Genomic DNA, 24837 nt, shown 5'->3' with positions numbered 1-24837 from the left:
GAAAATAGTTAATATATCATTCCCAGGGGGTGTAATTACGCCAAACGGAGGGGTTGATCCCGACAAATACCCCATTTACCTTTACCCTATGAAGCACATATCTATCCTGGTTCCCAGAGGAGCCGTACTAGGCAGTATTGAAGGGCCCCGTCAGGTGTTTACCGAGGTAAACAAGATGTTGAAAAACAATGGCGACTCCCCCCTGTTTAGGGTGCAGCTGGTAGGGCTGACCCAAGAAGTACCCGCATGCGGGGGGATGTACACTGTTTTTGCGGATGCCACCATCAAGGACATTCCTAAAACAGACCTGATCATTATTCCGGCGCTGGATGGTGATATGCCCAAAATCATTGAACAAAACAGGGAGTTCCTCCCCTGGATTGTGCAACAATACAAAGGCGGCGCAGAAGTGGGCAGTCTCTGTGTAGGCGCATTCCTGTTGGCTGCCACCGGGCTGGTGAACGGTCGCCGATGTGCCACCCATTGGATGGCCGCCAACGATTTCCGGAAGATGTACCCACAGGTAGAGCTGGTGGAAGATAAAATCCTCACCGACGAATATGGTATCTATTCCAGCGGCGGTGCTTTCTCCTATCTCAATCTTATTCTTTATCTGATAGAAAAATATTGCGACCGGCAGATCGCTGTTTTCTGTTCCAAAGCTTTCCAGATAGATATTCAGCGCGACAGCCAGTCGCCATTTATGGTGTTCCGCGGCCAGAAAGACCACGAAGATGAGCCTATCCGCAAAGCACAGGAATTCATCGAGAAAAATTTCACCGAAAAAATCACCGTCGATCAGCTGGCCTACATGTTTACCCTTGGCCGGAGAAACCTGGAGCGGCGGTTTAAAAAAGCAACATCCAACACGGTGGTGGAGTATATCCAGCGGGTGAAAATCGAAGCGGCTAAAAAGAGCCTCGAATCATCGCGCGAGAATGTCAACGAAGTGATGTACAATGTGGGGTATACCGATCCTAAAGCTTTCAGAATTACTTTTAAGAAGATCACGGGTATGTCGCCGGTACAGTACCGGAACCGGTACAATAAAGAAATAGAAGTAGAATAATCAATTACGAATTACAAATTACGAATTACGAATTACGAATGAAGGGCTTTCTTATGGAGAGGATACTAAGTAACTTCCCATAAAAAGGCCCTTCATTCGTAATTCCTAATTCCTAATTCGTAATTAGCTTTGGGTTGGTTCCATGAACACATATTCCCAGAGATGGCCGTCGAGGTCCTGGAAACCATGGCCATACATAAACCCATGGTCCTGCGGCGCCCGGGGCGTGGTAGCGCCGCCGGCTACTGCTTTAGCCACGATAGCGTCCACTTCCTCCCTGCTGTTAACAGAAAGGCAGTTGATACATTCCGTTTGTTTGCTCGCATCGCAGATGTCCTTATCAATAAAAGTTTTGAAGAAAGGCTCTGTGAGCAGCATCGCATAGATGGTATCGGAAATCACCATGCATCCTGCTTTATCATCTGTAAACTGGGGATTAAAACTGTAACCCAGCTGTGTAAAGAACTGAATGCTCTTTTGAAGGTCTTTAACCGGCAGGTTGACGAAAATAGCTGTTGCCATAGATGAATTTTTTTTTGTTTGATGTTGATGCAAACTTATGTCGAATTTCCTGTTGGCACCGCGTGTAAAAGCGACAATAATGGTGGGAAAATACGACCGTCGTCTGCTTTTCGGTACAGATTGTATATTTGCAATAAATAAACAGTACAGATTTGGCTATCAAAACTTACCGGCATGAAATATTTACCCGTGATATAGAGAAGAATATCCGGGAAGGTCTTTGGCAGCCTGGCTATAAGCTGCCTTCGGTACGGTCCCTGAAAGAAAAATATGGCGCCAGCATGAGTACTATCCAGCGTGGTTATGAGGACCTGCTGATGCGTGGGCTGGTGGAGAGCCTGCCACGCTCCGGTTATTTCGTCAGCCGCCAACAGGTGGCCGAAAAGTCCGCAAAAGCAGGCAGATCACCGGTTGTAAGGGATGCTGTTTTCCAACATCGGCTGGCGCTTACGACTGCTCAGCCAGCAGGGCGTCATAGCCTGTCGGCTTTTCACGTGACTGCGCCAGGCGATCTGATGATCCCACAGAAGCTGCTGCTGCGTACGCTGCAACAGGTGGTCCGTACGGAAGGCGCTGGTTTACTACGCTACTACCCTGCCGGTGGCTCACCGGCGTTGAAAAAACAGATCATACAACGGGCGGCAGGTTATGGCACTGCTTTCCGCGCAGAAGAGCTATTGATAACAGATGGCGCGTTGCAGGCATTATTCATTGCCTTGTCGGCCGTATGCGTACCCGGTGATGTGGTGGCGGTAGAAAGCCCTTGCGTGTTCTCTGTGCTGGAAGTCATTTCCGTTCTACGGCTACGGGTAGTGGAAATACCGGTCGGCCCGGATGGTTTTGATGTGGAAGTGCTTCGCAAAGTATGCCACCGCACTAAAGTGCGGGCAATCGTGGTGACACCTCACTTCCATAACCCCACCGGCACCAGCCTGTCGCCCACGCAGCAACAGACCTTGCTGGAAGTGGCGCAGCTGCACAATATTCCGCTAATAGAGAATGATATTTATGGCGACCTGCATTTCAGCGGTGCACGTCCAGCGCCGCTGAAGGCGCTGGACGACAGCGGTCTGGTGATGACATTTTCCTCTTATTCCAAAACACTGGCGCCCGGCATCCGGCTGGGATGGCTATCGGCCGGCCGCTACCTGTCTCAGGCCGAACAGGTACGGTTTGCCCTGGGCAGTACCGTATCGCCGATATTTCAGGAAACAGTCACTCAGTTGTTGCGCAGTAACAGCTACGACCGGCATCTGCGTTCGTTCCGGACACAGCTGGCCAAAAATGCGTGGCTCACCTTGCACCTTATCAGCTCGTCGTTTCCGGAGGGCACCACCATGAGCAGGCCCACCGGCGGATATAACAGTTGGATACAGCTGCCTGCCCATACCGATATGGGTGCCTTTTATCAGGCCTGCCAGCGTATAGGCGTACAGTTCACCCCGGGCGACACCTTTTCTTTTTCCGGCGCGTTCCGGCACTGTTTCCGGCTGGTTTTTGCCGATACCTATACGGCAGCCAGAAAACGGGCTATTAAGAAAGCCGGTGCAGCACTGCTGTAAACAACTGTACCGTTTCTTTATACAGGATGTGTACCGCAGTGAACACGGATAGCCGGGTTACCTTTACCGTGAAACAATGCTTAAAGAAATGGAGACTGCACTGAATATCACCACCCGGTTTGTGGTTGTCAACGAAGCCAGCATACAGGCCCTGCTTTCCCTGATAGCAAAACTGGCAAAAGAGAAATACGGACAACAGTTATCCGACGCGCAGCTTGACAATTATCTCAACAGATATACCCCACAACAACTTACATCGGACATCAACAATTTCTCCAACCAATGGCTCATGGTATATGCCGGCAACGAGCCGGCAGGATACGCCCTGATCACTTCTGCGGGTAAACGGCCGGACCATCTCCCCGAAAAAAAGGCAAAAAGGTTGACTGGTTTTGGCGTGCTGCAACAATATACAGACAGTGGCTGCATAGAAGCGCTGCTGAAAAAGTGCCTGCAGGTGGGTCAGTCCTATGACGCACTGTGGATGCATGAATACACTGGTAGTCCGTTGCTGCCTTACTTTGAGGCCAACAATTTCCGGCAGACAGGTCAACAAGATGCGTTGGAAGATTTGCCATTACCAGGCATATACCTGATCAGGCGAAAATGATTAAATTACCGGGAGGCCGGTCGGGCTGATAGTACTTTTACACGGTCAGGCCGACTTCCCTGTATCATCATTTTATGCACTAACAGTTATGCTTATACGCAAATCCCTCCGGCCATTGATACTGGCCTTCGCCTTCTACAGTCAGACAGCCGCCGCACAGGCGCCCAACATTCCGAACGTTGCAGAGATCCGGTCTATTGACCCTTCGGATGACCGTTATGCAGACCTGGAGCCATTCCGCGCCGCCATCGGCCGTTCCAGGATAGTGATGCTCGGAGAACAAACGCACGGGGAAGCCACTACGTTTCTCGCTAAAACACGGCTCATTAAATTCCTGCATGAAAAGATGGGCTTTGAAGTCCTTGCTTTTGAAAGCGGCCTGTATGACTGCGCACGCATCTGGGACAACACCATCAAAGGCGGGCAGTACTCCAAAGAGATCGTCGGCAGCCTTTTCTTCATGTGGGCCACCAGTAAACAGATGCAGCCCCTGCACGATTACGTTCAGGCGAATGTAAAAAGCGCTAAGCCGCTCATCGTTACCGGTTTTGAAAGTCAACACTCCGGCGAGTTTGCGAAGACGAAACTGTTTCCGGACTTTGAACAGTTTCTGCAACAAAAACATATTTCCCTGCCGGACAGCAGCTGGCAGCTGTTCCGGCGTGTAGCCGTGGCAACGTTCGCCTCCAACCAATACCGGCCTACCGCAGCTGAGCAGGAAACTTTCTTTACAGTGCTGAACAAACTCAAAGCGACGTTGTCTAAAGAGCAGGATAAACCGGTGCACTTCACCGCCTCCCCTGGTTTCTGGTTGAAAGTGACCGAAAGTATCGAGTCGCAGGCACTGCGTTACTGGGGCCTGGTTACCGGCAATGAGTTGAGTGTGCGTGATAAGCAGATGGCAGAAAACTTTATCTGGCTGGCGGAGAAAGTATTTCCCGGCAAAAAAATCATCGTGTGGGCGCATAACATCCACATCGCTAAAAATACCAGCATGTTGGAAGACGCCAACGGCAAGCCTGTTCCTTTCCTGCAAACATATGTACCCATGGGCGTTACCGTGAGCAAACATTTCGGTAAGGCGGCTTATGCAGTCGGTTTCTCCGGAACCACCGGTACCTACATTGACTTCAACAATGGCCAAACCGCCAACGTACCGCCGGCAGTACCGGCCAGTGTAGAGGGGCAACTCGACGCTACCGGCTATGCGCAGGCATTTACAGACTACCGCACCGCAAAAGGCTGGTTGCAGCAAAAACAACGGGGTACCCTGTTTGATTTCATTCCCCTGAAAGGCATCTGGCCGAATGTTTTCGACGGTCTCTTTTATATCCACACATCTACTCCGGTGGACCGATGAAACATTTACGAATTTTTTGATGTACGATTTTTTGATTTTGGGGATCGCTTATATGTATCCCCAAAAATCAAAAAATCGTACATCAAAAAATTCGTAAATTAGAGTGATTCCTCGTCGCAGCAACCAATAATCAATTTAACCATATGGCGTCATTACAGTTCGAGAACGTATCCGCGATCCTTGCAGAAAATCCCGGGGTATTCAGTAAGCCCGCCGCAGAAGAGTTGTCCCGTCTGACCCACGGCGACACCGTTTGTCTGTTTTTTGTTTATGGTTTCAGTACTTCCGGCCGTAAAGCAGAGCGGCTGCTGGCAAAAGTCACGGCCGTGGAAGCCCATCAGTACAAGGGTATATTACTCTCTCCTATGCAACACGTCAAAGCGATACAGCAGGGAGATGAGATTACTTTTTCCAGCGAGCACATTGCTGCTATCTCCCAGGGCTGAAGCCCTGGACTAATATATTAATAGTTCTTTCCAACATAAAGCTGCTAAGGACACAGCACCAGCCTTTTTAAGTCGCTCCTTTTTTTATTCGCCGCAAACACCCCCCAAGAATGTCGGATTTACACAACATTCGTTATCACAATTGACAGTACTTTTGTATCAGTCAATCACCACAAGGTTTTCCGGAAGCGTTTGAGGGTTATTGACAACAATGATTCACTATCTATTTAAAACCTAAACTAAACAATTACACTCATGACAACGATAACTGCTCCTTCAAAACCTGTTCGCATCACGGGCAAAGTAATCAGCATTCTGGTGATTCTGTTTTCACTGTTTGATGCTATTATGAAAATTATCCAGAATAAATATTCCATGGAAGGCTCTGTGGCACTGGGCTGGCCCGCTTCGCAGGTACAATTCATTGGCTTCGTCCTGCTGATCGCCACCATTTTGTACGCTATTCCCCGTACTGCGGTGCTGGGCGCCATTCTGATCACCGCCTATCTTGGTGGCGCCGTGGCCATCATGATCCGCGCAGCACAACCTTTCTGGTTCGCCGTGCTCTTTGGCATACTCACCTGGGCTGGATTGTATTTGCAGGACAACCGTATCCGCAATCTGATCCCCCTGAGCAAAGATTAACCATCGCTTCATCATACAGGATATCCGGAGAAATTGGTATGTCGCCAGTTTCTCCGGATTTTTTTATCCCGATACCGCAGACGCTTCTCCGGTGGTTGGTTTGAGATATACGTCCGGCCGATGCACTTCCATCATCGATGCCGCGTTGCCCAGGTTTTTGAAACCGTAGCCACGGTACAATTCATGCGCATCCAAAGTACTCAGCATCAACCGGCGCAGTTTTCCTACCCATGGCAGATCTGTGAGAAAACGCATCATCGCTTTGGAAATGCCCCTGCCGCGATAAGCCGGCAAAACGAATACATCTGCCAGCCAGCCGAAAGTAGTATAGTCAGTGATGACACGGGCAAAACCAATTTGCTGGTTGTCCAGAAACACACCGATACAAAAAGAGTTTTCCAGCGATGCTTTTACTAATTCAAAATCGATCCCTTTCGCCCAGTAGGAATCGTTTTGCAGAAACTGATGTATGGCAGCGAGGTCCATATGCCCGATGCCCGTCTTAATCTCCCATTGATTGGTCATCTGAAAAATGTTTCCACAAAAATGATCAAAAACAACATATGGACACAGTTACAATTTTTGTATTTTTGACAGATACAGTTAATTAATCCGGGATGTATGAAGAAGGACTATATCTACCAACAGATAGCGCAGAAGATCACACAATTGATCCGCAACGGCGTACTGAAGCCGGGCGATAAGCTTCCTTCTATCCGTACCATCTGCCAGGAGCAGGGCATCAGCATGAATACCGCCAAACGGATTTATCTGGAATTGGAAAGCAAAGCGTTGATCACCTCCAAGCCGCAGTCCGGTTACTTTGTAACGGCAGCTCCCCGTCAGTTGCCCCTGCCGGCTGCCAGCAAACCGTCGGGGAAAGACAGCCGTTCCATACCGGACCAGCTGATCAGTAAAATATATGGCGGCACGGAGCGCAAAGGTGTGACGTTCTTTTCCGTTGGTGTACCGGCCCCCGAAATGTTGCCTGTGGCCAAGCTCAACAAATGCCTGCTGAAAGCTTCGAGAGAACTAAAAGACAGCAGCACCGGCTATGAGCCGCTACCGGGTAATGAAAACCTGCGACGTGCCGTCGCCAGGCGTAGTTTTATGTGGGGTGGCAGTCTATCTCCGGACGATATCATCACCACCAGCGGCGGCATGAATGCCGTCAGCCTCTGTATGCTGGCGCTCACCAAACCGGGTGACACCATCGCCACCGAAAGCCCGCTGTTTTCCGGCATCCTGCAACTGGCGCAGAGCATGGGTTTACGGGTGTTGGAGCTGCCTACGCATCCGCAAACAGGTATCGACTTAAAGGCACTAAAAGCTGTCGTGAAGGATATCGATCTGTGTCTGCTCGTGCCCAATTTCAGTACGCCGCTGGGCTGTTGTATGCCGGACGAGCACAAAAAAACGGTGGTGCAGCTGTTGGAGCAGCACCAGGTGCCATTGATAGAAGACGATCTGTATAGTGATTTGTATTTCGGGGCCTCACGACCTTCTTCCTGTAAGGCATTTGATAAAACCGGAAATGTATTGTGGTGCAGTTCTGTTTCCAAAACACTGGCGCCGGGCTATCGCGTGGGATGGGTTTCTCCCGGTCGCTATAAAGAGCAGCTGCTCCGAATGAAATATGTGCATATGTTATCCACCTCCCCGCTTACACAGGAGGCCATCGCCACATTCCTGGAAAACGGCGGTTATGATCTGCATCTGCGAAAACTACGGGACACCTTGCATACCAACTGTATCCACTATACGAATGCCATCACAGCCCATTTCCCTGAGGGAACACGTATAGCGCGGCCACAAGGCGGGCTGTCGCTCTGGGTGGAGCTACATAAAGACATCGATACCACGGAGCTTTACGAACAGGCCATCCGGCAAAAGATCAGCATCTCACCCGGACGGATGTTTACGCTGCAACAACAATTTGATAACTGTATGCGGCTGTCGCTGGGTCTTCCGTGGTCAGAACAGTTGCAGCGCAAACTTCAGCAGCTGGGCAAAATTGCGGGCAACCTATAATGCTTTAAAAGCATAACGGTCTTCCATGTCATCGTACGCTTCTTCCGTACGACTGCTGGCGAACAACGATTCACTGACGCCTCCTTCCTGATCGGGGCAATACCATATTAAGGTATCCTGGCGCCAGTAGACCACGAGCCCCCCTGGTTGGTCTACTACTTTCTCCCAGTGCTCTGCATCTTCCAATACACCTGCAATTTCCTGATCGTCCATGCCGGTATAGAGCGCGCCCACCCATTCGTAGCCGCCCTGTGCAAACTGATAGTACAGGACGCCTTCGAGAAAAGTAGTCAACGTATCATCTTCTGCATACCATTTATCATCCGGATACGGGCATTGATACACCGTAGCCTGATCGTTATTAATTTCATTCCGTGCGATCCCCCATACACACACGCCTTGATTTTCTTCCAGAAAAACCAGTTTATCATCTTCCATAAAAAGTTCTTCTACCGGCGTAAAATGCTGGAAAACATCCATCACGGTTTCTTCTTTTCCGGCCAACCGATAAAATGTTTGCAGTACCGGTGGCAGTTCAATGCCCAATCGTTGCGTTGCTGCCGTTATCTCCGCTGTACTGACACCGTCTTCCGGCTGCAGCTTACGGCCCAACAATCTCTCTATGATAAATTCCAGCTTATTTTCCATGACTGCAAAAGTGCGGGAAATAGCAGTATAAAAAAATGTTTTTCACGCTGGACAATTTGACGATGACACGGCACAGATGTTGTTTTAAACAACCTGCTTATAAAACATTTCCTATGTCCGGAAAATTAATGGTAACCTGCTTATGCGCACTGAGCGTACTCTATGCCAGTGCCCAGCCCTCCCCTCAAATCATCGCACAAAGTCAATCCTTTGAGGAACCGGAAAATGGCGCCAGCCGCCTCCTGCTTATGCAAAACGGCCATACGCTTTTCTTTCATTTCACGCCCGGCCGTGGCATAGACGTCACGGTATACGGCCCTGATCATCGACAGCGTGTTGTTACACATGCTAACGTTGCCTCGTGGAAGAACCGGCGCATGCGCTTTTCCGAACTGCGCGGGATATACGAAATCAATGGTCAGGCCGTCGTATTCCTCGAAAACCAAATCAACTGGCAGCCACGATTGTACCGTTTTATTTTTGACAGTAACAACGGCGCGCTGCTATCGGAAAAGCTGATCGCCAGTCTCCCGGGAACAGCCCTGTTCACTCGCACCCCGGCGGTGCATGACAACGAGCACTCCCCTGAATTCATGGTCCGGAAAGATCCTTCCAGCGATTACTATGCGGTGGCCATGAATGATCTGCGTACGCGAAAAACCGGTCAACAACTGAGAATCCGCCACTACAGTCCGCAACACGAGCTGCTGAGCGATGCTCCGTTTGACCTGACCGGCAGTCCTTATAAGTACATCGATTTCGCCGACATGTATGTACAGGGCGATACCAGTGTGCTTGTAGCCGCCTTCGCATACAACAGAAATGTATTTCAGAACGGAGACTCCCGCCTGGTTATCGGCACCCTTCCCCGCGGCGGACAAACATTTCAAACCTCGCTGCTGGAACATACCGCCCGGCTGCAGATCAGAGACGTAGCCATGAAGTACCATCCGCAAAGCGGCATGCTGTATTTATTGACCAGCGTGCGGGAAAGACTGCTTAAAAGCAGCGAGGAGTTCATTATGCGCAGGAGCTTCTATGAAGATTACGCGTTGCTGATGAACATCATAGATCCGCGAAATCTGTCCGTAAAACAACATTATTACGTAGCGCATCCACAGCTCAACCGTTATGCGAAGGAGCACCTGCAATACCGTCATCCTTATCGCGGCGTTATCCAGGACTTTCACCTTAACGCCGACGGTACTACGCAGTTATTGTTTGAAGAACTGGAGGTATCAGAAGAACCCTACTCTACCACCACCCATACCGACAGCACCGGCGTGGTGCACACCACCACTTCCGCCAATAAGCGTTATTCCAGCCGCCTGGGCGAAATTGGTATCGCTACATTGGATACCTCCGGTAAAGAGATCAACGGTTATGCTATTGCCAAAGACCAACAGGCCGAAGCCAACATCGACATCTTCCATATCCATCACCGCAATCAATCCGGATGGACATTTCGTGATAACGGCGACTGGATGAACTTATCCGGCTTTGGCTCCTACGATTTCTTCCATGCCAATGGGAAGGATTATATTTTATATAACGATGTAGCGGCCAATACAACAGATACCCGGGAAGATTATCGCACCAAAAAGCAGGTGTCGTGGTTCAGCCGGACCAACACGGTATGTGCTGTTTATGAGAACGGACAGATCACCAAAACTTATCTGTATGGTGCTCCCGAAGCGCGCACTGCCCGGTTTTCACAACTGGAAATGATCACCCGGAGCAAAGACGGAAAATCATTTGCCACGATGATGATTGAAAAAACCGGTAAAAAGAAAGAAGCCCGTGTGGTGTGGGTATCGCTCTGATTTGGGCAACTGGCCAAAAGCGATTAACTTACTGTATATAAAACCATCACCATGAACGAACTCCGGCAACTGAAAGTGATTGTTACCGGTGCCAGCGGTATGGTGGGTGAAGGGGTGCTTAACGAATGCCTGCATCACCCGCAGGTAGCGCGCGTGCTGATCATCAGCCGCAAGCCATGTGGCATCAGTCATCCCAAATTAACAGAGCTTATCCATCAGGATTTCCTGGAGCTGTCTCCCATTGCGGAGCAGCTCCGGGGTTATGACGCCTGCTACTTCTGCCTTGGCGTATCTTCTCTCGGCATCAGTCAGGATGCCTATTACCATCTCACCTATACCCTCACCATGCGGGTGGCGGGCGTGCTGAGCGAGCAGAACAACGAGATGGTTTTCTGTTATGTGTCCGGCGCCGGCACCGACAGTACCGAGAAAGGCCGTCGCGCGTGGGCCCGCGTAAAAGGGAAGACTGAAAACGATCTGATGAAGCTGCCTTTTGGGAAAGTATATGCCTTCCGGCCTGGTTTCATCAGGCCTACCAAAGGACTCAAAAATACCCATACTTTTTACCGGTTTATCAACTGGCTGTACCCTGTCGGCAGGATGATCCGGCCCAACTACTTCTGTACCCTGCAGGAGCTGGGGCAGGCCATGGTAAATGTCACCCTGTTGGACTATCCCCAACAGATCATCAGCGGAAAAGACATCATCCGGCTGGCAAAAAGCAGGTGCGAATAATTCCCGTAATTTTCCATTAATTTTACGCCATGACAACTTATGAGCTTCCATCCTGGTATCAGCGGCTGATGAAAAAATATCCGGTAGTGACGCCGGAAGAATGGCAACTGCTGGACACGATAGCCGTAGTAAAGCATATCCGCAAGGGAGAATCTTTTCTGCGTTATGGTAAAGTGGCCCGTTATTCCGCTTTTGTCCTTTCCGGTATGTTCAAGTTTTCCATCCTGGACGATGAAGGCAATGAAAAAATAGTGCGCTTCGGTTTCGCGGATGATTTTCTGGCCAACTGCGAGAGCTATCATAAAAAAGCGCCGTCTGCTGTCAGTATTACGGCCATCGAAGACGCGGTCATATTACGAATCAATATCAGGAAATTACAACCGTTGTATGACCTGCATATGAACCTGCTGCATGTCAACCTGCAGTTGTTTCAGGAGTTGTCGGAGCAACAGTCAGAACACCAGTATATCCTTTCCCTGAAAACGCCTTTACAGCGATACCGTTTCCTGCTGGAAAGGCGACCGGCCATTATTCAGAAAATATCCCTCACCAATATTGCCCGCTACCTCTATACCAGCCGTGAAGCCTTGAGCAGAGCACGTTTATACCTGCTGGACCAGTCCCGCAACTTTTGTGATTGAGATCACGGATGCTGAAAATACGAACCAATAATTTTGCTTCAAAAAAGATAATCTATGAAGCAAAGCATGATTTTATTACACGGACTTTTCGGCGGGCTTAGCAATTGGGAAGGCGTTATACAACATTTTGGATCACGCTATGACATTCACATCCCGTTACTTCCTATTTATGATCAGCACAACGAGGATAATCTTGACTACCTCGTTCGTTTTCTGGAACGATATATCCAACAGCATACACTGGAAAAGCCTGTATTGATCGGCAATTCCCTGGGAGGCCATGTGGCCATTCTCTATACGCACCGGCATCCGGACAAAGTATCCCGGCTGGTGCTTACCGGCAGTTCCGGTTTATATGAAAACAACATCATGGGCAATTATCCCAAACGGGGCAATTATGAATATATCCGGGAGCGGGTAGCCTATACTTTTTATGATCCGGCCGTTGCCACCGACGCGCTGGTAAACGAAGTACTTCAGATCACCCGGAACCGTATTAAATGTCTCCGCATTGTACAAACCGCCAAATCGGCCCAGCGTAATCATGTAGCGGCTATTTTACCGGAGATCCCTACCCCTACCTTGTTAATTTGGGGAGAAGAAGACCGGGTGAGCCCTCCCGATGTAGCCTACGAGTTTCAGCAACTGCTGCCGGATGTACAACTGGTCATGTTATCCGCGTGTGGCCATGCCCCGATGATGGAGCATCCCGGGCAATTCAACCGCATATTGGAAGACTTTCTGGGAAAGTAATTCAAACGTTTGCATAATGCATCGGTTTTTCTTACATTAGAGCATTCATCAACCAATCTTGCTTCTTTAAGGGGATGTTTAATGCGTATGAAAGAGCTGGGGGATTCCGTATTACTCGACAAACTAAAACAGAACGATGAAGCTGCCTTTACCGAGTTGTACAACCGGTATTGGGATAAAATGTACGTGATAGCCGCTAACCGCCTGAACAATGCGGCTGAAGCGGAAGAAGCCGTACAGGAAGTCTTTTATAATATCTGGAAGCGAAGGGCTGATATCTCCGTCACCCTTTCGCTTCCTGCATATCTGGCCACTGCGGTGAAATACGAAGTATTGAATACCCTGGCGCGTCAGAAGCGTTTCCTGCGTTATGAAAAATACACCGTCTATACCGGCCCCACTGCCGATGAATCGGCCGGAGAGCAGCTACAGGTAGCCGATATGCAACGCCAGCTGCAGCAAACCATCAAAGCCCTGCCCGAGCAATGCCGGCTTGTATATCGGCTGAGCCGCGAAGGTGGTTACTCCCGCAAAGAGATCGCATCTACCCTTGACATTTCAGAAAAAACTGTCGCCAATCATCTCACCCGGGCGTTAAAGAGCCTCCGGGGCTCGTTCACAGAACTTTTCAGAATAATTATAATTTTTTTGCTGACCCGCTAGGACATCTGTCTCTCTTATTTGTCATTATATATAAATCCACCAATGCAACATCCACCACCAAGGGTCCGTGAGTTGGCGCAGAAATGGTTGCAAGGCAATATTTCTGCTGCGGAACTCGAAGAATTCAACGACTGGTACAACCAGTTCGACGATGAAAAATTGATACTACCGGCAAACAGTGATGCACCGGCCGTTATACGGGAACGCATCCTGCAGCAGCTTACAGCACGCATGCAGGGAGAACGGCCTTTACCAACGTCCGCGCCTAAACGATATACCTGGTACGGTATTGCTGCGGCAGCCTGTCTCGGCGCTGTGCTGGTACTGACAGGGCCACGTTATCACTGGTGGTCGGACACCACCACGGTCCACGAAGTGAACAGCGGCATCGCCATGCAAAAAGTCATCCTGCCGGATAGCAGCATCGTATGGCTGAAGCCCAACAGTCACCTGCAATACCCGGCCCATTTCCGGCAGGAGGTGCGGCAGGTACAGCTGACAGGCGAAGCGTTATTTGAGGTGACCCAAAGGCCGCACCAGCCCTTTGTGGTAGACGCCGGCGGCTATACTGCCAAAGTACTGGGCACCAGTTTTAACCTGCGGGTACTGCCCGCCATCAGGGGAGTGGAACTGAGTGTGCTGACCGGCAAAGTAGCAGTGGCCGGCCATACCAACGGACAACCCAAACAAACCACCGTACTGGCGGCAAAACAAAAACTGGTGGCCGACAGCAGCCAGTTTACCGTAGAAGCCGTAGTACCCCGGGAGCAGTCACTCCTGGAGGAAGGTACACAGTACAACATGAATTTTCACCGTACGTCTTTCCCGGAAGTCATACACCGGCTGGAAGAGAAGTTTAACATCAGCTGTCAGATAAACGGCCAGGGACTTCAGTTTTGCAGTCTTACCGTAGACCTGACAGACCAGTCATTACAGCAATCGCTGGACCTCATTGCCGCCACCAGCAACGGCAGGTACCAGCTACAGAACGGAACAATCACCTGGAGCGGAGAAGGCTGCCGGTAAAAAAATTATCAACCTAATATAAGATCAGCGTCAACATGTAACAAAACAAAAACAGGGATGCGTCAACATCCCTGCAAAAAGGCTTAGTCACTACATTTTATTAACCAAACCATTACGAAGTTATGCAATTAAATGATTGTATAAGTAAGCTATTGCTTATAATTATGCGTACTACCATTCTACCTTTACTGATCGTGATGCTGGGGGCAGGCCTGTTGTATGGCAGGGATGCCCGTGCGCAGAAATCGCTGAACGCGCGCATCACCATCACGCTGCATCACGAGCCGGTAGAACAGGCGCTGGAACACATCACCGACCTTACCGGCCTTCGTTTTTCCTATACTACCCATCTCTTTCAGTCGTATCCCGAGCTGAACGGCACTTTCGTCAATGAAAAAATCAGCACGGTACTGGAAAACGTGCTGGCCCCCGCCGGCGTGGTATTTGAACCACTCGGTAAACAATACCTTATCCTGAAAGCCAAACCCAAAATCACCGGCCTGGAACAGCTGCCTGCCGGGGAACTGGAAGCGCTTTCCAAAGAGATACCGCTGGCCATCGATACGGGCATTACGGTGTCCGGCAAAATCACCGATGCTGCCGGCAACCCCCTGCCCGGCGTAGCTGTACACGTACAAGGCACCTCCAAAGGTATCACCTCCGCCGCTAACGGACAGTTTAAAATAATCGCCCCCAAAGGAGAAGTACTGGTATTTTCGTTGATGGGTTACCGTAAGATGCACCTCACCATTACCGATAACGCACCGGTGAACATGGTATTACAGGAAGATGTGAAAGGGCTGGACGAAGTGGTGGTGGTAGGCTACGGCACCGTTAAGCGCCGCGACCTTACCGGCTCCATCGCTTCTGTAAAAGGCAGCGACCTGGCGAAGGTGCCGGTACAGAACGTGGCACAAGCCCTCGCCGGCCGCGCCGCGGGCGTACAGGTGTCTGCCGCAGAAGGATCTCCCGGCGCAGGCATCTCTATTAAAATAAGAGGTGGCGGCTCCATCACCCAAAGCAATGAGCCGCTTTATGTGATTGATGGCTTCCCACAGACAGATGGCCTCAGCTTCCTCGATCCTACTGACATTGAAAATATAGAAGTCCTCAAAGACGCCTCCGCTACTGCTATCTATGGCGCCCGCGGCGCCAACGGCGTAGTTCTGGTGACCACCAAAAAAGGCGTCACCGGCCGTACACAGGTATCGTACGATATGTACTACGGCGGCAAACAGGTGACCAGCAAGATCGATATGATGACACCCTATGATTATGTGGTGATGGACTACGAAAGAAGCATGGGTGATGCCGACCTGCTACAGAAATTCACCACCCGCTACGGCGCTTTCAGCGAGCTGAAAAACCTGTATGAAGGCAGACCCGGCATCGACTGGCAGCAACAAATGTATGGTGGCAACGCTACCACACAATACCATAAAATCGGCGCCAGTGGCGGCAATAAAAACACCCGGTTCAATATGTTCTATTCGTTCAATAACGAACAGGGTGTTATGGTTAACAGCGGCGCTAAAAAGAACGTGGCCAAACTCAGTGTGGACCACAGTGACAACGACAGGCTGAAAGCTTCCGCCAGCGTAACTTACACCACCCAAAACATCTATGGCAGCGGCACCTCCGAAGGCGAAAACCGGTTCAACAAACTGATGAACATCCTGCAATACCGCCCTACTATTGGTAAAACCGGTAGTGACCAGGACCTGGTTAATTCCGACGAAGACCCCGCCCTGCAGGACGACAACGGCAACGTGATGCAGAACCCGCGTACCAACGCCTTCGCTGAATACCGGAGCACCGATCTTAAAGCACTCTACCTCAATGGCGCACTGGAATACAAACTGCTGAAAAACCTGACCTATAAAGGCGTGGTAGGCCTGAAGACCAACAACCGCGACGCCAATTTATTCAACGGTGACCGCTCCGTAAATGCCCGCCGTACCGGTGGTCCTAATGGTTCCATCGGCCTCACACAAGGCAGCAGCTGGAACTACTCCAACACACTGACTTTCGACAAGACCATCCATAAAAAACATAAACTAAACGTACTGATAGGACAGGAACAGTTATATGCCACCTCCCGCTTCGTGGAAGCCAGCGCCGCTAAATTCCCTAATGGCGACCTTGGACTGGACGACCTCTCCCAAGGCGCACTGGCCGGCATTCCCCGCTCCTTCCGCGAAGAAGAAAAACTGATCTCCTTCTTCGGCAGGGCCAATTACAGTTACAAAGACCGCTACCTCGTTACCGCCAGCATGCGTGCCGACGGCTCTTCCAAATTCGGTTCGGGTAACAAGTTTGGTTACTTCCCCTCCCTGGCCCTCGCCTGGCGCGCTATTGAAGAGCATTTCATGAAACAGCAACACGTGCTGTCTGACCTGAAATTCCGACTGACGTACGGCCAGTCTGGCAACAACCGTATCAATAACTACCTGTCCTTGTCGCTGCTAGGCACCAACTACTATCCGTTAAATGATCAACCCGTAATTGGCGTAGGCTCTACTACCCTTCCCAACCCGGCGCTGAAATGGGAAACCACGGTCTCCCAAAACATCGGTGCAGATGTTGGCTTCCTCGATCAACGCATACAGCTGACAGCAGATTATTATCGCAACAATACCCGCGACCTGCTGCTGAATGCACAGGTGCCTTATATTTCCGGTTACACCTCCGTGTTAAAAAACATCGGCGAAACCAGCAACCAGGGTCTGGAGCTGACATTAAATACCGTCAACATCAGCAAAAAACAATTTGAATGGCGGACCATCTTCAATATCTCCTTTAACAAAAACAAAGTGAAAGCGCTGGCCGGCCCCAGTTTCTTCTATGGTGAATCCGGCTACGGCGCGCTGAAGGAAGGCGACTATCTGGTAAAGGTAGGCTCTCCCGTAGGACTGATGTATGGTTACAAATCCGACGGCGTATATCAGGTCAGCGATTTCGATTATAATCCGGCCACCCAAAAATATACGCTGAAGCCCGGCATTCCCTATAACCCCAACGACTATCCCAAACCGGGTTATCTGAAGCTGGTGGACGTCTCCGGTCCTGATGGCAAAGCTGACGGACTGATCACCTCCGACGACCGTACCGTCATCGGCGACGCTACGCCGAAACATTACGGCGGCCTTACCAATACGTTTTCCTATAAAGGATTTGACCTTAGCATCTTCATCAACTGGATGTATGGCAATAAAATTTACAATGCCAACAAACTGGTGAACAGTCAGACTTATCTGGCCTATCGTAACGCTTACGCCTATATTAAAGACCGCTGGACCACCATTGATGCCAGCGGTAATAGGATCACCGATCCCGCGCAGCTGGCGGATGTGAACAAAGGCAAGACCGTTCCTTCACTTGAAGGCAGCGGGCGTGATCTGAAATTCTACGATCAGATGGTAGAAGACGGCTCTTTCCTGCGCATCAACAATATCAGTCTGGGATATAACCTTCCTAAAAGCTTGTTGGGCCGTGTGAAAGTGAACAGCTGTCGCCTCTACTTCACGGCTTACAACATCTATACTTTCACGTCCTACAGCGGTTATGACCCGGAAGTAAGCACCCGCAATCAGGGAGGTATTACGCCTGGTGTTGACTTCGGTGCTTATCCAAGAAGCCGGTCTTACACCCTGGGCGCCAATGTTGCATTTTAAACCCATTAAACACCCGTCCGATGACTTACCATAAACTGACTGCCATGGGCAGTGCCATATGCCGGAAACTGACGCCGTTTGCGGCCGCCGGTCTGATGATGATGTCTGTTGCCTGTGAAAAGCAACTGGAAGAAGATCCCTCCTCCTACTACGCCGCCAATACTTTCTTTAAGAATGTGAATCAGGCTACCATGGCTACCATGGGAGTGTACGACATTCTGGGGGAACAAAGCACCTATGGTTTCTATCTGTCGCTCGCCTATGCGATCGATACGGATATTGCACAGGTGCAGGGCAACGTTTTGAACGATGAAAAACGTATACTGGCGCACTACGGCGTATCACCCACGCATCCGTGGCTACGGGAAACATGGCGTAGTTTGTACATCGGTATTGACCGCGCCAACCTGGTCATCCTGAGAATACCGGAGATGGACCTTTACAAAACAGGAACAGAAGATCAGAAAAAAGCACTGGACCGTTTACTCGGTGAAGCCAAATTCCTGCGGGGTCTGTATTACTTTGATCTGGTAAGACTATGGGGAGATGTACCACTGAAAACCACGCCTACCCAATCACCTTCCGAGCAACTGCAATTGCCCAGAACAGACCGGGAGAAAGTATATGACCAGATCATCACCGACCTGAAAGAAGCTGCTGCCACCGTGCCCTGGAACTCCGCCAAAGCACAGGATGAGCGGGTGAGCAAAGGCGCAGTGAAAGGTATTCTGGCCCGTGTGTATCTTTACCGCGGCGGCTACTTCCTGCGACAGGATGCGACCATGAAGCGTCCGGACAATTACCGTCAGTATTACGACAGCTCGCTGACACAGACGAAGGAGGTGATCGCCTCCGGCGAACATTCCCTGAACCCCAGCTATGAGCAGGTGTTCCGCAACTATTGTTCGCTGAAGCTGGAACCCAAAGAAAGCATGTTTGAAGTGGCGCTCTTTAATCCGCTCGGACAGGCACCCAACAGCGGCGTGATAGGTACCTGGAATAGCCCGTTGTGCGACGCTGCCAGCCCTTATGGCCGTGCCAACTCCTTCTATGTGACCCATCCCCTGTTTCAGAAGACCTTTGAGAAAAACGATCTCCGTAGAGACGTGGCCGTAGCCACTTTCCAGATTGATAAAACTGGTGCCATTGTACAACAGACCGGTGCCAATGATGCCAAATGGTCGCCCGGAAAATGGCGCCGCAACTGGCAGGGCACCGCTCCCAAAGACCCCAATAATACAGATATCAACTGGGTGTTGCTACGATACGCCGATGTACTGCTGATGCAGGCCGAAGCGGAAAACGAAGTGAATGGCCCTACGCAGATAGCCTACAACGCCGTCAACGAAGTACGTCGCCGTGCCGGGCTACCCGATTTAACACCTGGTTTGTCCCAGACCGCTTTCTTTAATGCGCTTGTTGATGAAAGGGCGCACGAATTATGTTTTGAAGGCTTCCGCAAGTGGGACCTGATCCGCTGGAACATGCTCGGCTCCAAATTACGCGCCACACAGGCCGCACTCAAAGCATACCGGGCTGCGTTTCCATATGTGGCAGGCGACAACTTCCAGGATAACAAACACGAACTGTTCCCGATCCCGCAACGCGAGCGTGATGAAAACCCTTCCCTCACCCAAAATCCAAAATATTAAATCATGGTACGTTTCATAAAGGAACTCTTTCCACTGCTGCCTGTCCTGCTACTGGCTGGACAGCAGCGCCTGATGGCCCAATCAGATACCAGCGTGTTCTCCAAACTGGACCTCGACCGGAAAGGAATGGAAAATGTGAAGGCCTCCTGGCTGAAAAAAGACTATCATCAGGCGGCAGCACAATTATTAGCGTACTACCGTCAGCGTAAGGACGTACACCACCCGGAGGTAGAGGCCACCGGTACCGTACCGATGCCTAATGCGGAAGAACGCAAAAAAGCGGAAGATGGCTTACGCCATGTTTTCTTTGCCCATAAAGGTTATACCCCCTATTTTTATGGAGATGATATCAACTGGCAACTGTGGCCGGTGAAAGACAATGAACTGCGCTGGCAGCTGCACCGCATGTACTGGTGGGAACCCATGGGCCAGATGTACCGCGCCACAGGAGAAGAACAATACGCCAAAGCATGGGCCAGCCAGTATCTCGACTGGATCACCAAAAACCCGCTGGGCCTTTCCGAAGACAACGACCGCTTTGCCTGGAGACCTTTGGAAATCAGTCACCGGGTAGAAAGCCAGACGGCACAGTTCCAGTATTTTCTGCATTCACCTGCTTTTACGCCTGACTTCCTGCTGGCGTTCCTCCGTAACTATTACACGCATGCCGATTATATCGTACATCATTATTCCGAAAAAGGTAATCACCTGTTGTTTGAAGCACAGCGCATCGTAACCGCCGGCACCTTCTTTCCGGAGTTCCGGGATGCAGCAGCATGGCGGGCTTCCGGCATCAGTATCCTCAATAAGGAAATAGGCGTGCAGGTATATCCCGACGGGCTTCAGTTTGAATTGTCTTTCAATTATCATATTGCCGCCATTCAGATATTCTGCCGCGCCCTGGAAGTATTGCAGATCAACGGCATTGAAGATCAGTTTCCCGCGTCGTACAAAGCTACCGTGGAAAATATGATCATGGCAGTGACTGAGTTCTCTTTCCCTGATTATACCTACCCCATGTTCAGCGATGCCAAACTGGAGAAAAAATCGGGGCTGCTGAGGAGTTTCCGCGGATGGGCGAAAGTGTTTCCCAACAATGAAGTGATCCGTTATTTCGCTTCAGATTTCAAAAAAGGTCATCCGCCTGCACATCTCTCTCATGCCTTAAAAGATGGTGGTATCTATGTCTTCCGCAACAGCTGGACGCCTGATGCTACCATGATGGTGCTCAAAGCCAGTCCGCCGGCCTTCTGGCACAGCCAGCCGGACAATGGCACCTTTGAGTTGTATATCAACGGCCGCAACTTCTTCCCTGACGCCGGTTGTTATGTTTACGGCGGTGACGAAGCTGTGATGAAAGAACGTAACTGGTTCCGGCAGACAAGAGTACACAATACCCTGACGCTGAACAATGCCGATATGGAAGTCAACGCCAAACGGCTTCAGTGGAGCACTTCGCCCCGGCTGGACCTGCTGGTGTATGAAAACCCGAGCTATAAAGGGCTTACCCATCGCCGTTCTGTTTACTTTGTAGACAACCGTTTCTTTGTGATCATCGATGAAGCAATAGGTGACGCCACCGGAGACGTAGCGCTGCACTATGGTTTTAAAGAAGGACAGATTACCGCCGACCTGAAAACGTTCAAAGCCTCCACCGGATTCGCGGACCATAACAATGTGCTGCTGCAGTGCTTCCCGGCCCAAGCCGCTACCATGGCCAGAGAAGACAGTTATGTATCTTATCAGTACCGGCAGAAAGAACCGCGGGATGCCTATGCTTTTCAGTCCGTTAAGCGCGACAGTAAACCGCTGCGCTTTATTACCGTCATATATCCGGTGAGCGATAAAGCACCTGTTATCAAGGCTACCATAAAAGCTGCTGACGAAAACCGTGTAAGCGCTACCGTTACGATAGATCAACAATCATACGAACTGGGATATCACCTGAAACCATAAACGAATACTATGCGATCAACGCTCTTTCGCAACGCCCTCTGGTGTTGTGCCGGGCTGGCCATGCCAGGCTGCTGTGCGCCGAAGAAGTTGGAGAAGCGGCCCAATATCATCTTCATTATGACAGATGACCACACCACCCGCGCCATGAGTTGCTACGACACCTCACTGATCCGCACGCCCAACCTCGACCGGCTGGCACGTGAAGGGATGTTGTTCCGCAACTGTTTTGTCACCAATGCCGTATGTGGTCCTTCCCGGGCTACTATCCTCACGGGGAAATACAATCATATCAATGGGCTGACAGATAACGCCAAAAGTTTCGACAGCAGTCAGGTGATCTATCCCCAGCTATTGCACCAGGCAGGTTATCAGACAGCGATGATCGGCAAATGGCACCTGGGCTCTCTGCCGGTAGGGTTCGACTATTACAGCATCTTACCCAATCAGGGAGAATACTACCAGCCGGGCTTTATTGAAAATGGTGATACCATCCAGGAGCAAGGGTATGTCACCGATGTCATTACGGACAAGGCCATCCGATTTCTGGAGCATCGTAACAAACAGCAACCCTATCTGCTGATCTATCAGCATAAAGCGCCCCATCGTAACTGGATGCCGGCCATCAGAGACCTCGGGATATTCGACAGCGTTACTTTTCCTGAGCCACCCAATCTGCTCGACGATTTCAGTAACCGTGGAAGGGCATCCAAAGAGCAGCTGATGAATATCGGCACTAACATGTGGGAAGCCTGGGACCTGAAAATTGCTGCTGCCGACACGCTACAGGCCATGGAACAACGTCCTGTACGCCGTACGTTCAAAGATTCTAAAGGCGATGATTATAAACAAGCCAATAACAAAGCAGAAGACCTGCACCGGTTCTTTCAGGTATACAATCGGCTGACGCCGGCCGAAAAAGCGCAGTGGAACAGGGCCTACGCCGGCCGCGTGGCCGAATACAACCGGCTGAAGCCCAAAGGCGCAGACCTCGTGCGTTGGAAGTACCAGCAATATATGCGGGACTATCTGGCCTGTGTAAAGGCCGTGGATGACAACGTAGGCCGCCTGTTGAAATATCTTGAGGAGACCGGAGAGCTGGACAACACCATCATCGTGTATACTTCCGATCAGGGCTTTTTTCTGGGCGAGCATGGATTCTTTGACAAGCGGATGATGTATGAAGAATGCTACCGGATGCCGCTGCTGGTGCGTTATCCGCCAGGTGTCCGTCCAGGCAGCACCAGCGATGCCTTCGCTATGAACGTAGATTTCGCGCCCACGCTGCTCGATTACGCAGGCGTTCCCGTGCCTGCCAACATGCAGGGCAAATCACTGAAGCCGATATTAACCGGCAATGGCCAGGCGCCCGCCGGCTGGCGTACCGCTACCTATTATCACTACTACGAATATCCGTCGTGGCATATGGTCAAACGGCATTACGGCATCCGTACGGCGCGTTACAAGCTGATTCATTTCTATAACGACATTAATGAATGGGAGCTATACGATCTTCAGCAGGACCCGCATGAAATGAAAAACCAATATGGCAATCCGGCTTACGCCGTGGTAACAGACAGCCTGAAACAACAGCTGCTGGCCTTACAGCAGCAATACAAAGACACTAATCCCTCAGAAAAATGAACAGGAACTTGCGAACATGGTTATGGTGCCTCGGGGCCTTCTGGAGCTTACAGGCCACCGCACAAACGGTGACGCCTGCACGCCCTAATATCCTGTGGATCATCACCGATCAACAAACTGCGCAGGCCATGAGCATGGCCGGCAACAAGGAACTGCATACACCGGCCATGGACCGTCTCGCCGCCAGAGGCGTGCGTTTTACCCGGGCATATTGTGCGCAGCCACTTTGTACGCCGTCGCGCATCAGTATGTTCAGTGGACGTATGCCGCACCAGATGCAGATCACCACCAATGCGTCCGACAGGGAAAACCGTTGGCCCGATACCGTGATGATGGCCGGGCGACTGATGAAAGCCGCCGGTTATCGTACCGGCTATGTCGGCAAGTGGCATATCCCGCTGTTGACTACCGATAGCGCCCGCCACGGTTTCCAGTATATGAAAAACATACAGATGCGCGACTGGATGGATGCCGCCACGCCTGCAGACTGTGCCGCCTTCATCAAACAAAACAGCGGGCAGCCTTTCTTCCTGATAGCGTCGTTCGTGAATCCGCATGATATCTGTGAATGGGCCCGGGGCGACGACATGAAAATGGACGTATTGCCGCCTTTGCCCGACAGCAGCCACTGGCCTGCCCTGCCGGCCAATTTTGACATCCCCGCCCAGGAACCGCCGGTAGTGCGCGAACAGCAACATTCCAACTACCGCACCTATCCCACCCTGCAATGGCAGCCAGACCAATGGCGCGCCTACCGCTGGGCCTATAACAGATTGACCGAACAGGTAGATCAATATGTGGGCATGGTGCTGGAAACACTCCGCAAATACAAACTGGAAGACAATACCATCGTGATTTTCACCAGTGACCACGGTGACGGCTATGCGGCGCATCGATGGAACCAGAAACAGGTACTCTATGAAGAATCAGCCAGCGTGCCGCTGATCATTGCCGGACCAGGTGTCCGGGCCGGCGCCATCAGCGAGCAGCTGGTGTGCAATGGTACCGATATCATCCCGACGCTTTGTGATTATGCCGGCGCCGACAAGCCGTCATATCTCGCCGGACGCAGCCTGCAGCCATTGCTGCACGATTCTGCACAGCCCTGGCGCGACACCCTGGTGATAGCTACCACCTTCGCCGACAATGAAAAGTCGCTCGACATTGACGGCAGGGCCGTCATCACCGCCCGTTACAAATACATCGTGTATGATAAAGGCCCTATCCGGGAGCAGCTGTTTGATCTGCAACAAGATCCCGGTGAGATGCACAGTTTGGCCACCGATAAACGTTTCCGGCCTATACAACAACAATTCCGGCATTACCTGCAGCAGTGGTGCCTTTCCTCAAATGATCACTTCACCTTTTTAAAACCGTAAG

At 50.8% G+C, this 24837-nt stretch carries 21 protein-coding genes; 18 read left to right on the top strand and 3 right to left on the bottom strand.

Annotated features, from left to right (window positions below; all coding sequences use genetic code 11):
• Positions 1 to 88: 88 nt before the first annotated feature.
• Positions 89 to 1069, top strand: coding sequence for a GlxA family transcriptional regulator (locus ICL55_RS06265; RefSeq protein ID WP_188095172.1), 981 nt, complete (start codon positions 89 to 91; stop codon positions 1067 to 1069).
• 123 nt (positions 1070 to 1192) lie between these two features.
• Here the strand turns inward: ICL55_RS06265 and ICL55_RS06260 are convergent, their stop codons facing one another.
• Positions 1193 to 1591, bottom strand: a complete 399-nt coding sequence (locus ICL55_RS06260) for a VOC family protein (RefSeq protein WP_188095171.1) — start codon at positions 1589 to 1591, stop codon at positions 1193 to 1195.
• A gap of 152 nt (positions 1592 to 1743) precedes the next feature.
• On the opposite strand from ICL55_RS06260, the gene ICL55_RS06255 reads away from it, so the two are divergent.
• The 5 genes from ICL55_RS06255 to ICL55_RS06235 all read left to right on the top strand — a co-directional run bounded on the left by ICL55_RS06255 (position 1744) and on the right by ICL55_RS06235 (position 6214).
• Positions 1744 to 3153 carry an aminotransferase-like domain-containing protein gene (locus ICL55_RS06255; RefSeq protein WP_223151334.1) on the top strand — a complete coding sequence of 470 codons (1410 nt, stop codon included), beginning with the start codon at positions 1744 to 1746 and terminating at the stop codon, positions 3151 to 3153.
• Between the two features lie 88 nt (positions 3154 to 3241).
• Entirely contained in the window at positions 3242 to 3763 is a 522-nt protein-coding gene (locus ICL55_RS06250; RefSeq protein ID WP_188095170.1) for an N-acetyltransferase, read from the top strand.
• 88 nt (positions 3764 to 3851) lie between these two features.
• A complete protein-coding gene (locus ICL55_RS06245; RefSeq protein ID WP_188095169.1) occupies positions 3852 to 5123 on the top strand; it encodes an erythromycin esterase family protein in 1272 nt (423 codons plus the stop codon).
• A gap of 143 nt (positions 5124 to 5266) precedes the next feature.
• Positions 5267 to 5569, top strand: coding sequence for a hypothetical protein (locus tag ICL55_RS06240; RefSeq protein WP_188095168.1), 303 nt, complete (start codon positions 5267 to 5269; stop codon positions 5567 to 5569).
• A gap of 255 nt (positions 5570 to 5824) precedes the next feature.
• A complete protein-coding gene (locus tag ICL55_RS06235) occupies positions 5825 to 6214 on the top strand; it encodes a DoxX family protein (RefSeq protein WP_188095167.1) in 390 nt (129 codons plus the stop codon).
• A gap of 63 nt (positions 6215 to 6277) precedes the next feature.
• Here ICL55_RS06235 and ICL55_RS06230 read toward each other — a convergent pair whose 3' ends face one another.
• Positions 6278 to 6739: a GNAT family N-acetyltransferase gene (locus ICL55_RS06230; RefSeq protein WP_188095166.1), complete on the bottom strand. Its 462-nt coding sequence runs from the start codon at positions 6737 to 6739 to the stop codon at positions 6278 to 6280.
• Between the two features lie 96 nt (positions 6740 to 6835).
• Here ICL55_RS06230 and ICL55_RS06225 point away from each other — a divergent pair, with 96 nt between their 5' ends.
• Positions 6836 to 8245, top strand: coding sequence for an aminotransferase-like domain-containing protein (locus tag ICL55_RS06225; RefSeq protein ID WP_188095165.1), 1410 nt, complete (start codon positions 6836 to 6838; stop codon positions 8243 to 8245).
• Here ICL55_RS06225 and ICL55_RS06220 read toward each other — a convergent pair.
• On the bottom strand, positions 8240 to 8893 hold the full coding sequence (locus tag ICL55_RS06220; protein WP_188095164.1) for a hypothetical protein: 654 nt from the start codon (positions 8891 to 8893) through the stop codon (positions 8240 to 8242). The genes ICL55_RS06225 and ICL55_RS06220 overlap by 6 nt on opposite strands.
• 113 nt (positions 8894 to 9006) lie before the next feature.
• On the opposite strand from ICL55_RS06220, the gene ICL55_RS06215 reads away from it, so the two are divergent.
• The 11 genes from ICL55_RS06215 (at position 9007) to ICL55_RS06165 (ending at position 24836) form a co-directional block, all read left to right on the top strand.
• Positions 9007 to 10716 (top strand): hypothetical protein, encoded by a 1710-nt coding sequence (locus tag ICL55_RS06215; RefSeq protein WP_188095163.1) that lies wholly within the window; start codon positions 9007 to 9009, stop codon positions 10714 to 10716.
• Between the two features lie 51 nt (positions 10717 to 10767).
• Complete coding sequence (locus ICL55_RS06210) at positions 10768 to 11451, top strand: NAD-dependent epimerase/dehydratase family protein (protein ID WP_188095162.1); 684 nt, start codon at positions 10768 to 10770, stop codon at positions 11449 to 11451.
• 29 nt (positions 11452 to 11480) lie between these two features.
• Positions 11481 to 12092, top strand: a complete 612-nt coding sequence (locus ICL55_RS06205) for a Crp/Fnr family transcriptional regulator (protein WP_188095161.1) — start codon at positions 11481 to 11483, stop codon at positions 12090 to 12092.
• Positions 12093 to 12146: 54 nt separating this feature from the next.
• Complete coding sequence (locus ICL55_RS06200; RefSeq protein ID WP_188095160.1) at positions 12147 to 12845, top strand: alpha/beta fold hydrolase; 699 nt, start codon at positions 12147 to 12149, stop codon at positions 12843 to 12845.
• An 81-nt stretch (positions 12846 to 12926) separates the two neighbouring features.
• Complete coding sequence (locus ICL55_RS06195; protein WP_188095159.1) at positions 12927 to 13508, top strand: RNA polymerase sigma factor; 582 nt, start codon at positions 12927 to 12929, stop codon at positions 13506 to 13508.
• Between the two features lie 42 nt (positions 13509 to 13550).
• Complete coding sequence (locus ICL55_RS06190) at positions 13551 to 14534, top strand: FecR family protein (RefSeq protein WP_188095158.1); 984 nt, start codon at positions 13551 to 13553, stop codon at positions 14532 to 14534.
• Between the two features lie 164 nt (positions 14535 to 14698).
• On the top strand, positions 14699 to 18208 hold the full coding sequence (locus ICL55_RS06185; protein ID WP_246496155.1) for a SusC/RagA family TonB-linked outer membrane protein: 3510 nt from the start codon (positions 14699 to 14701) through the stop codon (positions 18206 to 18208).
• Positions 18209 to 18228: 20 nt separating this feature from the next.
• Positions 18229 to 19860 (top strand): RagB/SusD family nutrient uptake outer membrane protein, encoded by a 1632-nt coding sequence (locus ICL55_RS06180; RefSeq protein WP_223151332.1) that lies wholly within the window; start codon positions 18229 to 18231, stop codon positions 19858 to 19860.
• Positions 19861 to 19863: 3 nt separating this feature from the next.
• Positions 19864 to 21816: a heparin-sulfate lyase HepC gene (gene hepC, locus ICL55_RS06175; RefSeq protein WP_188095157.1), complete on the top strand. Its 1953-nt coding sequence runs from the start codon at positions 19864 to 19866 to the stop codon at positions 21814 to 21816.
• Positions 21817 to 21825: 9 nt separating this feature from the next.
• Complete coding sequence (locus ICL55_RS06170; protein WP_188095156.1) at positions 21826 to 23457, top strand: sulfatase family protein; 1632 nt, start codon at positions 21826 to 21828, stop codon at positions 23455 to 23457.
• Positions 23458 to 23465: 8 nt separating this feature from the next.
• Positions 23466 to 24836: a sulfatase family protein gene (locus ICL55_RS06165; protein WP_223151330.1), complete on the top strand. Its 1371-nt coding sequence runs from the start codon at positions 23466 to 23468 to the stop codon at positions 24834 to 24836.
• Position 24837: the final 1 nt, after the last annotated feature.

The organism is Chitinophaga varians (assembly GCF_014529945.1).
Taxonomy (GTDB): Bacteria; Bacteroidota; Bacteroidia; order Chitinophagales; family Chitinophagaceae; genus Chitinophaga; species Chitinophaga varians.
This window is presented reverse-complemented; position numbering and strand designations above follow the sequence as displayed.

Excerpts from the sequence above, each read along its gene's own strand:
- ICL55_RS06265 (WP_188095172.1), top strand. The coding sequence starts at position 89 with ATGAAGCACATATCTATCCTGGTTCCCAGAGGAGCCGTACTAGGCAGT.
- ICL55_RS06260 (WP_188095171.1), bottom strand. The coding sequence starts at position 1,591 with ATGGCAACAGCTATTTTCGTCAACCTGCCGGTTAAAGACCTTCAAAAG.
- ICL55_RS06250 (WP_188095170.1), top strand. The coding sequence starts at position 3,242 with ATGGAGACTGCACTGAATATCACCACCCGGTTTGTGGTTGTCAACGAA.
- ICL55_RS06245 (WP_188095169.1), top strand. The coding sequence starts at position 3,852 with ATGCTTATACGCAAATCCCTCCGGCCATTGATACTGGCCTTCGCCTTC.
- ICL55_RS06240 (WP_188095168.1), top strand. The coding sequence starts at position 5,267 with ATGGCGTCATTACAGTTCGAGAACGTATCCGCGATCCTTGCAGAAAAT.
- ICL55_RS06235 (WP_188095167.1), top strand. The coding sequence starts at position 5,825 with ATGACAACGATAACTGCTCCTTCAAAACCTGTTCGCATCACGGGCAAA.
- ICL55_RS06230 (WP_188095166.1), bottom strand. The coding sequence starts at position 6,739 with ATGACCAATCAATGGGAGATTAAGACGGGCATCGGGCATATGGACCTC.
- ICL55_RS06225 (WP_188095165.1), top strand. The coding sequence starts at position 6,836 with ATGAAGAAGGACTATATCTACCAACAGATAGCGCAGAAGATCACACAA.
- ICL55_RS06220 (WP_188095164.1), bottom strand. The coding sequence starts at position 8,893 with ATGGAAAATAAGCTGGAATTTATCATAGAGAGATTGTTGGGCCGTAAG.
- ICL55_RS06215 (WP_188095163.1), top strand. The coding sequence starts at position 9,007 with ATGTCCGGAAAATTAATGGTAACCTGCTTATGCGCACTGAGCGTACTC.
- ICL55_RS06210 (WP_188095162.1), top strand. The coding sequence starts at position 10,768 with ATGAACGAACTCCGGCAACTGAAAGTGATTGTTACCGGTGCCAGCGGT.
- ICL55_RS06205 (WP_188095161.1), top strand. The coding sequence starts at position 11,481 with ATGACAACTTATGAGCTTCCATCCTGGTATCAGCGGCTGATGAAAAAA.
- ICL55_RS06200 (WP_188095160.1), top strand. The coding sequence starts at position 12,147 with ATGAAGCAAAGCATGATTTTATTACACGGACTTTTCGGCGGGCTTAGC.
- ICL55_RS06195 (WP_188095159.1), top strand. The coding sequence starts at position 12,927 with ATGCGTATGAAAGAGCTGGGGGATTCCGTATTACTCGACAAACTAAAA.
- ICL55_RS06190 (WP_188095158.1), top strand. The coding sequence starts at position 13,551 with ATGCAACATCCACCACCAAGGGTCCGTGAGTTGGCGCAGAAATGGTTG.
- ICL55_RS06185 (WP_246496155.1), top strand. The coding sequence starts at position 14,699 with ATGCGTACTACCATTCTACCTTTACTGATCGTGATGCTGGGGGCAGGC.
- ICL55_RS06180 (WP_223151332.1), top strand. The coding sequence starts at position 18,229 with ATGACTTACCATAAACTGACTGCCATGGGCAGTGCCATATGCCGGAAA.
- hepC (WP_188095157.1), top strand. The coding sequence starts at position 19,864 with ATGGTACGTTTCATAAAGGAACTCTTTCCACTGCTGCCTGTCCTGCTA.
- ICL55_RS06170 (WP_188095156.1), top strand. The coding sequence starts at position 21,826 with ATGCGATCAACGCTCTTTCGCAACGCCCTCTGGTGTTGTGCCGGGCTG.